We start from the raw sequence: 12707 nt of genomic DNA on the forward strand, positions 1-12707 counted from the left end.
ACCACTGGCTGGTATTTTGCTTTATCCAAATTGGTTTTATTCTTTGGTCATTTTAGCTTAAAAATTTACTACTTCCCTACAGTTGGTTGCACCATTTGAATGGTTCCATCACTATTGTAATGAAGCTCATCTACACAAACGGATCTTCTCCATTGTATGTACTTTCTATCTTCTGATCCGGCCGGAATATTTTGCAGGGCCAAATCGGCAGTATGATAAAACAAGTACCATTTGCCTTTATATTGAACAATCGAATGATGATTGGTACCACTGTTTACCGGTGGCAGAATTTCTCCTTTATAAGTGTATGGTCCCAACACGTTATCGGCCATGGCATATAAAATACTGTCAGCGCTTTTGTCGTCTTTTTTACCTGCATACGACATATAATATTTGCCATTGTATTTATGCACCCAAATTGCTTCAAAAAAATGATCGGTTCCTTTGATGATGTTTACTTTGCCTTTATACGAAATCATGTCCTTATTCAACTTTACCGCATTTACTTCCAATTGGCCGGCAAATAAATAAGCCTGTCCGTCATCATCTATAAATACATTCGGGTCAATAAAATCTCTGTTGGCAACAACTCCTTCTGATTTTCTTGATAATAACGGCTTTCCTAAAGGATCTTTAAAAGGTCCATAAGGACGATTACCCACTGCCACTCCTATGTTATCCTGATCGGTAGGGTAATAAAAATAATATTTACCATTTCTGTAAGCACAGTCAGGTGCCCAGGCAAATTTTTTGGCCCATGGAATGTCGGTCAATGAAAAAGCTTTTCCATGATCCTCAAATTTTTTCATGTCGGTGGTACTGAACACATGCCAATCTTCCATATCCCACCACTTGGCATTGTCCCTATCATGGCTTGGGTAAACATACAGTGTATCATTGAATACTCTTGCAGAAGGATCTGCCGTATACATATTTCTTATGACAGGATTTTGAGCACTTACCATAGAGCCCGTAAATGCCATTGCAAACAGGATTGAGATCTTACAAACTTTCATTATTGTTATTTTTAATTATTAATAAAATTCTTTAACGATTTAGCCACAATCAAGATTAAAAATAAGGATGGGAATTAGACAGGAAAACCAATAACCTGCCTAATTATTCCAATCCTCAATCATCAACCTAACTACTAACTAAAATTTACGATCAATTTTTTTAAATGGATTCAACTGCATTTATAAACTGTGACAAAATAGAATTGCAACATATAAATAGTTCATACTTTCTATTTATTATTTCCTTGCTTTATCTTTTCAAGCAACAGTGTCATTTCTTTTACTTTTTCAGGATATTTTTCTGCCAAGTTGCTTTTTTCCCCAATATCTTCTTTCAGGTTATACAACTGTGCTGTTGTTGAGCTTCCTGTTTCTATTCCCTTCAATTCAAGAATAGCAGGACCTTTTGAAGGGCTGATGTATTTCCATTCATTTCTTACAACAGCTAAAGCACCTCCTTGTTCAACCAAAATATTTCGTCCTTGCTTGGTTTTTCCAAGTAAAACATCTATCCTATTTTCACTATCAATCGCATCACCAGCTGGGATATTTTGATTCAATAATTTTGAAAAAGAAGCAACCAAATCAATTTGGCTAATCAATGCATCAGAAACTGATGGACTCACTTTACCTGGCCAACTAAGAATAAAAGGCACTCTTGTTCCTGCTTCAAACGCACTGTATTTACCCCCGCGCAATGGCCCACTGGGTGTGTGTCCATTCAACTTCGTAACGGCTTCATCCATATATCCATCATCGAGTACAGGTCCGTTGTCACTACTGAAAATTATGATGGTATTTTTTTCGATACCTGCCGTTTTCAATTGTGCCAAAATTTCGCCAACCGCCCAATCCAATTGCAGGATTGCATCTCCTCTTAGACCCAATCCACTTTTTCCCTTAAACATTGTCGAAGGCATTCTTGGAACATGTGGTTCTGTAAGTGCATAAAATAAAAAGAATGGACTTTTTTTATTTTGGTTTATGAATTCTTTTGCTTTGGTGAGAAACGTAAGCGGCATTTCTTCATCCGTCCAACGTGCCACTTTACCTCCACTCATATAACCTATCCGACCTATACCGTTTACTATCGTATTGTCGTGACCATGGTTTGGCGAAGATTTCAGTTTCAACAATTCAGGATTTTCTTTTCCGGTGGGTTCATTCCCAATTTTTGTTGAATAATTCACAGCCACTGGATCTGAACTATCCAATCCTATTACGTTGTGATTTTCTAAAAAAACCGAGGGAACACGATCCGCAGTTGCCGGAAAAATAAACGAATAATCAAATCCGACTTCATTTGGTCCCGGTTTTATCTCCTCGTTCCAGTTTTTTTCCACTTCATTACCCAATCCTAAATGCCATTTCCCCACAATTCCAGTTTTATACCCAGCTCTTTGGAAAACTTTTGGCAAAGTAGTTTTGTCAGTGGGAATGATTAGTTTGGCATCTCCCGGTAAAATTTCTGTTCCATTCTGTCTCCAAGGATATCGTCCTGTCAGCAATGCATAACGTGACGGTGTACAGGTCGCCGAAGTTGAATGTGCATTGGAAAATTGTATCCCGCTTTTTGCAAGCATATCCAAATTGGGTGTTTTTATTTTAGAAGCTCCATAACAACTTAAATCACCATAACCTAAATCATCTACATAAATAAACACGACGTTTGGTTTCTGCTGTCCAAAAGTTGTATGTGCAAAGAGTATGCAAAAAATAACTGCTCTAATTTTTTTCATTTGTTTATCCTTTATAATTAAAACATGTTTTTAATAAAATGAAATTACCCGTAAAGAACCCGTAATTCATTTTCATAAACATTAATGCTTTAAGTTGGTTTGGTTAGTTTCTTGTTGTACCAAAATTAACTATAACGATAAAGTACAAGTGGGGGTAATAGTTCTTTGAAGGGGAGCAAACTGTTCTGATGTCTCTAAAAATCAATAAAAATGAAATTTATCGCTTTGTTTTTTTTAATAAAAATCATTTTTACAGGGCAAAAAAAAATGCTATTCGTTTTTTTTTATCAGAAATACTGCTTGTAAATCTTCAGTAAAAATTGAGCAGCTTGAATTATTTAAACAAAAAAACTGCCCCCAAATAGTGTCTAGCTTTTTGGGGGCAGTTCAAAATTACTTTGGACAGCTTTTTAAACTAAAATATAAAATCCTTATTGTTAACTAAACATTCTGTTGTTATTCTATTTTGTGATCACCATGATAATCTTCTCCACTCCATATTTTCTGTGCGCTCCATTTTTCTACTGGATTTGCCCAGAAAGGATCCGTTTCCGGCAAGCCCAAAGGCAGAAAAATGTTCGTGCAGATATAAGGGCTTCCTGAATTATTATAATAATCGGCAAGATGGGGCTGAAAACCATACAAACCAATTGTTAACCAACCGTCTTTAGTATAAGTAGTAGGACTTTCCAATGTTTTTTTAATCACTGCAGTTAAAGCACAGCGTACACTGGCAGGAGATAACTCCGAAGGTAATTTCGTGCGCCAAGCCATATCTGCCAAATGATGAAAAGCGCCACCACGATATATAATCGATCTTCCTGTGGCTGGATAACTACCATCTGTATTTATCAATTTTTCCTGAATAACAGCATAACGTTCGTTGCGTTTGGCAATTTTTTCACCCATTGCCTTGTAGTCATCATTTTTTTTATTCATTATTTCGCTAATGGTCGCCAAATAAGGATGGATTACATAACTGTTGTAATAATCATACGCAAAATTAGGACCATCGCCATATATACCGTCACCACGGTACCATTGATCCAACTGTCTCATGGTGTAATCCACTCGCATCGAATCCCATTCGTTTCCAGTTTCATAGAAAAAAGCTTCAATCATACCTGAAAAAAGCAGCCAATTACTAAATGGCGGTTTAACGCGGCGTGTGGCACGAAAAGAAGTAATCAATCTTTCTTTGCTTTGTACATCCAAATTTTTCCAGAGCCAAGGAGCTCGGTGAAACGCCAAAGCGATATAAGAAGCATCCACCAATTGCTGATTTACTTGATCAAAACGCATATAATCTTTGGCAGAGGGATCTACGGCATTATGCAATCCCTGCAAAGACCATTCTCTGTATTGCTTGCGCAACTCCTTTTCGGCAGCATCACCACCCTCGCATTGCAACCATGGAGCAATGCCACTTAGTACTCTTCCCAATACTTCTAGATACTGCGCTTTACGACGACCTTCCGGGTCTTCACTGTAAATTGAAACCGTTGTCGGCATATTGATACGCAGGCTGTCATGCGCCAAGCTACGCACCATTGGTCTTACCATTTTATCCATTTGGCTAAGCCAAAATTTACGATCTGCCAACCCATTGGCTGCTTGAGTAGCCACGTTTCTTTTATTACTTTTTTCTTTTTTTTGGGCAATTATATTGTTGCAACAAACAGACACAAGCATTATACAGAACATTCCCTGCAAAAACTTTCTTTTCATCTTTTAAAATTATTTGGTTTGTATGGTTAATTATGTGATTCTATATTTTCAACAAATCCGGTTAATCCAATATGCATCAAAGAAAGATTATAGCTTAAATGGAACTGATTTTAGGAATACTTTATAATCCTTGATCATACCTTCAGGTTTGTTGTCAAAACGGTGTAAGTATCTAAGTCCTTTTATTGCTTCAACTTCTCCCAAATCAATTATAATTTGGTGTGGATGTACAGGTTTTGCCCCAACAGACTGCGTTTGCCAAAAAGTGGATTCCTGTTTATCAAAAACCTTTTCAGCTGTATAATTTCCAGAAGTTACTTCTTCGCTGTCGGCATAGACGATTTTCCATTTTGCTACAGGTATCTTTTTCCCGTCTGCCCCTATCAATTCCAATTCTGAAAGCGTGGTAAGCGCATCATCAGCTTTTTGAGAATTCAGTACTTCTAGGCAAAAATACCTACCAGTGCTTACTTTTTGAAAATCAACATTTTTCCAGCCGTTGTCATTAGTAAATGTGCCACTCTGTACTGGAGTTTCTAGAGATAAATCCAACTTTTGTCCGACTTTTCTATTCAATAAAGAACCATCAATATTTATTTTGTCCAAAATAGGTTTTGCCAATCCTGTCACTTTTGTGCTTATTGGTTTATCCACGTCCAAAATAATTATTTCATTTTTTCCTTGTAGTAGCCAAGCTCCCGGTACATATAAAGTCTGTTGTGGTCCAATTTTCCAAAAACGCCCCAAATTATGACCATTAACCCATACCATTCCTATTCCCCAAGTGCTCACGTCTAAAAACGCATCTCCAACTTTTGTCAAGTTGAATGTGCCTTTATGCCACCCAGGACCATTGATAGCTCCAGTTTGGTATTTAACATTTTTTTGAAATGCATAATCAACAGGAAAATTATAAACCTCCCAGTTTTTTAAATCTTTGGTTGTTGATCCATTTGTCACTTCCACTTTTTCCGTTATTCCTTTTCTGTCAAGGATTGTATTGCCGTAATTGACACGCCCCAAAGCTTCAACCAAAATATCCAGTTGTGAGTTTTTTGGTAAAGCCGGAATTTCGATCGTGTTTTCCCCTTTTCTGCGATCTAATCTTCCTATGGCTTTACCATTTATAAATACTGTCGCCCAATCGTGAAGATCGGCTATAACCATCTTTTGCTTTGTTGTCGAAGCTACCAGTTTTGTTCTGTAAAGAATGCGTCCCCAACCCTGATCAAAGTTTTCCATCGACTGGATATTTTCAGATTTTTTTGCAAGTGGCAAATTAGCAAATAAAGAAGCGCTCTCTTTTAATTCAAAAGTCGGAATTTCAATAACAGGAATGGCAGCAGGAATTTCTCCTAATTTTTCATCCTCCTGCAAATAATTCTTCAACAAGTTACGAATGGCAAAAAATTTCTCAGTAGTATTACCTTGTTCACCTATCGGCGCATTGTAATCGTAGGAAGTTGTCATTGGTGAGAAAGGAGCGTCGTTTGCACCACCCCATTGTCCAAAAGAAGTTCCCCCATGTGCCATATAAAGACTGAACGAAATTTTTCTGTCCATCATGTCTTTTAGGCTGCCTATAAAACTATCTACAGAACGTGTTTCATGTGGTTTTCCCCAACGATCATACCAACCCGTCCAATATTCGCTACACATCAAAGGCGCAGTTGGATTGACTTCCTGAAAAACTTTAAATTCTTTATCGATATCGGCTCCAGCCCCAAAATTCAAACTTACCGCAACATCATCTAATTTATAATTGTTAAAATTGGAACCCCAATCACAACGGAATAATTGCACTTTATCAAACGCTTTTCTAACATTGTCGCGCATCGTTTTCATATAGGCACTGTCGCTTCCAAAAGCCGCGTACTCATTCTCTACTTGCACCATAAGAATGTTTCCGCCGTTTTGAATTTGTAAAGGAGCCAATTGTTTCCCTGCTACATCCAAAAACTTTTTGGTACGCTCCATAAAATAAGAATCCGAAAGTTCACGCAGATGGATGTCCTTTTTTTTCAGTAACCACCATGGCAACCCTCCCATATCCCATTCAGCACATACATAAGGACCAGGACGCACGATACAGTACATACCGTTTTTTTGAATAAGGCGTACAAATTCGGCCACATCATTTTGCCCGGTAAAATCATATTGATCTGGTTTTTGTTCGTGTATATTCCAAAACAGATAAATACAAACGGTATTCATTCCCATGGCTTTGCAAAGTTGGATTCTTTGCTCCCAATATTGTTTTGGAATACGAGGGTAATGCAGCTCGGCCGCACGAATAATGAATGGTTTCCCGTTTAACAGGAATTCTTTTTTTCCAAGAGTAAATGAATTATTTTGCGCTTGGGCAATTCCGTCATGCCCAAAAAGACAGGATATCAAAATGACAATCAATAATTTGTTTTTCATTATTTTAGTTTTTTCACAAAAAGATTGGTTAAAAAAAATGGTGGAGTTGGTTCTCTCAATGTTCCAAAAATAACTATAACAACAAAAATAAAGTGGGGGTATCAGTTCTTTATAGGGGAGTAATTTATTCTGTTTGTACCAAAAGCAAACAAGTACATAAATCATTATTCGTTCATTTCTTGTGCTTTATGTAAAAACGAAATACCCAATATTAAAAATAAGCATACTCTAACGTGTTTGGCTATTCCGTTAGAGTATGCTTTATTATAGATTCTATACGTTGAAAATAATCACACGAACTAAACGGCTAAAGCCCAATGTCATTAAATTAAGGAAGAAAAATAATTTGATTGCTGATTTTTGATTAACGATTTTTGATTTAGGATGGAATTGGCCTACTAAAATCGACAATCTAATATTTAGCAACACCAAATCTGACTCAAGCGATAGCGAACAGGCGAAGCAAATCATAAATCGTTACCCGAGCCTGAAAGGCGAACAGGCGAAGCAATCTTCAATCTAAAATCCCTTAATGGTTTTATTTTTTTTTAAAGTTTAAGAGATGTTATTGAGTCGATGATATGGGGATTTTTTTAATTTCTGAAATTAATTGTCCGTCTTGAGAAAATCCTTGTAACAAAACCTGAATTTCTTTTTGATTGTCATTTGGGAACTTAATTTCATAATTTGGATTGTCTTTTATGGCGATGTTTGGCGTCCAATTTAAAGTTCCAAAATAGGAAAATTCATTTGGGGTTTCGAATAGTGAATTCTTGTATTGTATGTCTTGAGTAAAGCCTCTTGTCACGATTAATGAAGAGAATTTGACATTGTAATTTCTTTTTTTGGCTTGATCTCTGAGGTAGATTTTAATCGTTCCATGGCTGGTTGTTGTTATGTCGGAGGCCCCAGATTCGTCAATATAGATTTCGTCCACATCATTTAAGGTTAGGTTAAATATGAAGTTTAGATCCAATAATTGAATGTCATCTATATACACAGCAGGAGAACCTGATGAATCGCTTAAATCGAAGTTTCTATTGCTTCTGATAAAAACATCATTTGTCTCTGTAACCCCAGTGCGATAGCCATGTCTTCCTATAAAATTTAAAACCTTTTCAAAATCTTTTTCTGTGATTTTGTAAGCTGAAGCATTGCCACTCATGCTTGATTGATGAGTCAAAGCCGTTTTTGAGTTGTTCAGAATAATGACTTCTTTTAGAACGTTTTCTTTTTGAGGAGCATTAAATGTAAAAGCATTTTCCTGTTTTTTTTCGGCAGGACAGCTTTGGTTAAATTGAAACGGCAATACAAAGTTGGATGGATAAGGAGGTATCTTCGCTTCAATTTTAGAAGCTTTTGATATGCCTTTTTCATTCACCATTTGTAAAACATATACAGTTGAGTCTTTAGCAATATAGTTTTCAAATTTAAAATCATTATTTTGATCGACGGGGGTTTGGTCAAATAAATTGTCTTTAAATGAAACAAGGGAAATTTTGTATTTAGAATTTGGTTCTAATTTTTTTTCTACTTTTCCGCTTATTGTTACTCCTTTTTCAAAGGTATACGTGATCTTTTTTGGTTCAGATTTTATATTGTCCCACAAGAACTTACTTTTATTTTGGTTAAGCATTAATAGTTCCATATCTCGTTTTCCATCGCTATTTTCAGGATTGTAATAGGAGTAATTGTCTATTTCTGGATTTTCTAAATAGGCGTTAAGGTAAAAAGTGCCAATAATGGATCTGTTTTGATTAACACAGACGTTCTTTTCGGGTAGTACACTCATGCTTAAATCGGCTTGGATAGCTTCTGTCTTTCCTGACAATAGTATGCTGTCGTCGGCAATTGGTTTTGCCTCAAGTGTTGTAATTGGTGCTTTTTCAGCATAGATGTATAACAATCTTTCTGAGATTTCATTTAAGTCTTCATCAATTAGCCGAATACTATTGACACCAGTTGGTAATTTACCTTTGTCAAGAAGTAAAGGCTGCTCATTTGCCTTGTTTTTAAAAGTAATTTCTTTCTGTGAGAAGTTTCCGTTCTGTTGAAATAGTAAGACGAATTTTTTGTCTTGATACAGTTCAACTCCTTTTTCATTTGTCTTAACATCAACTATAAGTTTGTTGTTAGATAGGTTGTTATAAGTGACAATGATTCCTGTTTCTTGGACCTTGGGCAATATTTGGGATGCGGTTAATTTGTCGGTTTTTATTTTTAGGATATAAATTTCGTTATTTTTAGGAATGAAATAAAAAGCCCCATTTCCCATTTTGTTGGTATGGAAATGCGAAACTTCATTTGATTTGGAGTCTAAAACAATTCCGTCTGTCTCTATTCCTTTTTTATTGCAGTCTTTGATGTTAACCCCAATTGTATTGTTGATATCAGATATAATCGAACCGCCTTCAGGATAGATGGTTATGGTTGGATTTTTCCAGTTCGGTTCTTTTGTTTTAAAATTGTATGGTTGGTTTATGTCGATGATTTCAATCTCTTGGGTAAAAGAGTCGTCTTCTTTGAAATTATTCATCCAATTGGTGTAAAAATGGAAGTAGTATTTGCCTGCTTTGAATTTATTGTTCAGATGAATTCCTCCAGTAAAAGTGCCTTTGTTCGTAAAAAGTAATTGTCTTTGAACGATTTCTTGTTGTTCATTATAGATTACCAATTCCATATTGGTGGTATTGGCGTGCGGCATGTTGCTGTTCTTGCTCCAAACATATCCTTTGAAAGCAAGATCCTCATTATTTGCATAAATGTTTTTATTGAAATCGACATGTATAATTTCTCTATCGTAATAAAAATAGGTTTCTATGTAATTTCGTATTTTTTCTTGATTACTAACGGTTTGTGAAAAGGATTGAAAACAAAATAGTAAACTGCAAATTCTGATAATTATTTTCATGCTAAAAGGATGTAGGTTTTAAATAGTAACTAAATACAATTTTCAATTTAATTACAACGTAGTAATTTGATTAACAACACAATAAATCTCGTTTTTTTATTTTAGAATTAGACGAACAATTTCGGCCACACCATTTTGCACCGTAAAATCATATTGATCCGGTTTTTGTTCGTTTATATTCCAAAATTAGTTCTCCCAATATTCCAAAAATAACTATAACAATAGGCAATAAAGTGGGGGTAATCGTTCTTTCAAGGGGAGGTATTTATTCTGTTTGCATCCAAAAGTGCATAAGCACAGAAATCGTTATGGCACAATCGTAGCCCATTTTGAAAACTTGCTGACGCTTCATGAAAATCTTACAAACAAAAGTGTTAAACACATTTACATTGTGTTTAAATGACCCTATAATTCTACATTTACTAATCTAATAAGTCAAATTATGCATTGTGCAAAAAAAGCTGTGGATTGATTTTCTTTTTGAAAGCACATCGCAATGAGAGTAAATTAGAAATGTTTATTTCAGAACCACTGTTGACGGTATCCTGAAGGAAGCATTCATCCCAGACGCCAATGTAACATTGAGCGCTGAAACTAGAAGAGCAGAAAGTGCAAAATAAGATGCAAAATTTCAGGACTTTTTTCTGGATTTACTCATTAGGAAAACCATGACTTGCTTCTACCCTTACTCCAAATTCTGCAAACCAGAATATTTCTATTTATCCAATGTATTTCCATTTATGATGATATTTTGAATATCCCCACCTGATTTAAAATCTGGTCTATCATCCGAATTTATTGGGGTGATTTTTACATTATCTAAAAGTATATTTCTGGCGTGTCGTATATAAAACCCATACGAAGGAAGCCCTTTTCTAGAAAATTTACCTGCATCAGGATACCCTCCTTCATCTTCGGCAACAGTTGCGTTTGCCATTTCTTTAGTTCCACCGCCTTCCATCGAAATGTTCACATTTCTAATTACAACATCTTCAATAACATGACCGCCTATCCCTGTGATTAACGATCCCTGCACAAAATTTGATTTTCCCTTTACGTTAGTAATCACGACCTGTTTCATAGAACCTGAAATTGGTTTTTGAATTCCCTTTATTACCCTTCCCCTACTTCCTATTCGAATAAAAATTGGGCAACGTGATTGATCAATGGTAATGTTTGAAATAAAAATATTTTCAACATTTCCACCATCGACAGTCGCTAAAGTAATACCTGAGCTTACTTCATACCCCCTAAATGAGTCAAACGATTTTGGTACACCTCCCAGAACTAAATTTCGTGCTATTATATTTTTAAAAGAACCTTGTGTATCTGTGCCTATTTTTAATGAATTACAAGTTGAATAAAAAGTAGAATTTTCAATTAATATATTTTCAGACAAACGGTTACTTGCTCCTTTTAGGCACATTGCATCATCTTCGGAATTAATGAAACAATTCCGAACAATCACGTTTTTGCATCCATCGGGGTCTAAACCATCATTATTATAATTAGCGTGGTTGAAGACATTTATTCCGTCAAAAATTAAGTTTTCACAGTATAAATAATTTTGCATCCAAGCAGCAGAATTTTTTAACGAAATATCTTGAAGTACTATGTTTTTGCATTCAATCATTCGGATCCCTAAAGGCCTATCCACAATCTTGCCTATTGTTTCTGGTCCGGGAAAATTTACTTTTTCTCCCCTAAAATATATTTCGCCTTTTCCTTTAATGCCAACATTTATAGCCTTTTCGGCATAAATCAGTGATTGCTTAAATTCATACGTTTCACTCATTATGCTTACGAAAGACTCTATTTTATATGGATAATCCTTAATATTGGTACTGCCCAATATTTTAGCCTTTTTTGACACTTCGAGCATTACATTCGATTTTAATACTATCGTTCCTGTCACATAATTCCCATTTGAAAACAAAACTGTTCCGCCGCCTTTTTTTGAACAGGCATCAATTGCTTTTTGAATAGCGACAGTATTCAAGGTTTGACCGTCAGCAATGGCACCGTAGCTTTCGACCTTGAATATAGCTGAAGGCACTTTCCATGGTTTTAGATTTTTAGTGAGTGAATCCGCCATATTACTGAGATTGTTGACAGTTCTTTTTTCCCAAGACACTTCCTGTGCTTTTACGATAAAAAAAGAAAAAAATCCTACAAAAACCAATACTACTGTTTTATTTCCTTTCATTCAATTTAATTTTTAAATTTATTCCATATAGCCTAGCTGTTTCTGGGTCTAAAGAATAATTCATCTACAGACTGATTTTATAAAAATGAGTAAAACTCTTGATTTCAGTATAGGATTTCAAAAAGAAAGCCCAAAACCTAAATAGCGATTTTGGGTTTTACAAATCCCTGAAGTTTTATACTAGAATTTCCCGAAAACACTTTATTATTTGTTTGGGTCAGAAACATCGGTTTTTTGGTTTTCATGTTAATGGCACCACCCAAGGCATCACTCCCAAAAACAGTAGATGCAGGTCCAAATAGAACATCAATCTGTTCCAATATGTTTTCGTCAACAGTAATTATATTCTGTAAATGTCCTGCTCTGTAAATAAGGTTGTTCATTCTGATTCCATCCACCAAAAGCAGAATCTTATTGGCTTCAAACCCTCTTAACACGGGACTTCCTCCACCCTGTTGCGATACTGTACCTGTATTAGCTAGTAAATCGGCAGTGTTTTGACTTTTTTGAAGTTCTATTTCCTTTTGCAAAATGGACTCAATATTTTGAGTAGACTTGGAGTAACGCTCTGTAGTTATATGTAATTCTTTTAATTTTTCTGACTCTGTTGTGTCGACAATTTGTTGCGAATAAGCAGTAATAGCAACGAAGAATGCTGCTAAAGAGTTCACTTTTTTCATTTA

The 12707-nt window shown here is 35.5% G+C and carries 7 protein-coding genes; all 7 read right to left on the minus strand.

Annotated elements, in window-relative coordinates; translation table 11 throughout:
• Positions 1 to 68: 68 nt before the first annotated feature.
• The 7 genes from ACUN3A_RS01115 to ACUN3A_RS01145 all read right to left on the minus strand — a co-directional run bounded on the left by ACUN3A_RS01115 (position 69) and on the right by ACUN3A_RS01145 (position 12704).
• Positions 69 to 1016: a family 43 glycosylhydrolase gene (locus ACUN3A_RS01115; protein WP_445549508.1), complete on the minus strand. Its 948-nt coding sequence runs from the start codon at positions 1014 to 1016 to the stop codon at positions 69 to 71.
• Positions 1017 to 1246: 230 nt separating this feature from the next.
• Positions 1247 to 2755 carry a sulfatase family protein gene (locus ACUN3A_RS01120; protein WP_445549509.1) on the minus strand — a complete coding sequence of 503 codons (1509 nt, stop codon included), beginning with the start codon at positions 2753 to 2755 and terminating at the stop codon, positions 1247 to 1249.
• A gap of 456 nt (positions 2756 to 3211) precedes the next feature.
• A complete protein-coding gene (locus ACUN3A_RS01125; RefSeq protein WP_445549510.1) occupies positions 3212 to 4483 on the minus strand; it encodes a DUF2264 domain-containing protein in 1272 nt (423 codons plus the stop codon).
• 87 nt (positions 4484 to 4570) lie between these two features.
• The gene (locus ACUN3A_RS01130) at positions 4571 to 6907 is read right to left on the minus strand and encodes a beta-galactosidase (protein ID WP_445549511.1); all 2337 of its coding nucleotides are present in this window, start codon (positions 6905 to 6907) and stop codon (positions 4571 to 4573) included.
• Between the two features lie 565 nt (positions 6908 to 7472).
• Entirely contained in the window at positions 7473 to 9818 is a 2346-nt protein-coding gene (locus ACUN3A_RS01135) for a hypothetical protein (protein WP_445549512.1), read from the minus strand.
• Between the two features lie 715 nt (positions 9819 to 10533).
• Complete coding sequence (locus ACUN3A_RS01140; RefSeq protein ID WP_445549513.1) at positions 10534 to 12024, minus strand: glycoside hydrolase family 28 protein; 1491 nt, start codon at positions 12022 to 12024, stop codon at positions 10534 to 10536.
• A gap of 137 nt (positions 12025 to 12161) precedes the next feature.
• Positions 12162 to 12704, minus strand: coding sequence for a TonB-dependent receptor (locus ACUN3A_RS01145; RefSeq protein ID WP_445549514.1), 543 nt, complete (start codon positions 12702 to 12704; stop codon positions 12162 to 12164).
• Positions 12705 to 12707: the final 3 nt, after the last annotated feature.

The sequence above is a fragment of the Flavobacterium sp. WC2509 genome, from assembly GCF_052683105.1.

Bases quoted from the DNA above. Each gene is read 5' to 3' on its own strand.
- ACUN3A_RS01125 (WP_445549510.1), bottom strand. From the start codon at position 4,483: ATGAAAAGAAAGTTTTTGCAGGGAATGTTCTGTATAATGCTTGTGTCT.
- ACUN3A_RS01120 (WP_445549509.1), bottom strand. From the start codon at position 2,755: ATGAAAAAAATTAGAGCAGTTATTTTTTGCATACTCTTTGCACATACA.
- ACUN3A_RS01135 (WP_445549512.1), bottom strand. From the start codon at position 9,818: ATGAAAATAATTATCAGAATTTGCAGTTTACTATTTTGTTTTCAATCC.
- ACUN3A_RS01145 (WP_445549514.1), bottom strand. From the start codon at position 12,704: ATGAAAAAAGTGAACTCTTTAGCAGCATTCTTCGTTGCTATTACTGCT.
- ACUN3A_RS01130 (WP_445549511.1), bottom strand. From the start codon at position 6,907: ATGAAAAACAAATTATTGATTGTCATTTTGATATCCTGTCTTTTTGGG.
- ACUN3A_RS01140 (WP_445549513.1), bottom strand. From the start codon at position 12,024: ATGAAAGGAAATAAAACAGTAGTATTGGTTTTTGTAGGATTTTTTTCT.
- ACUN3A_RS01115 (WP_445549508.1), bottom strand. From the start codon at position 1,016: ATGAAAGTTTGTAAGATCTCAATCCTGTTTGCAATGGCATTTACGGGC.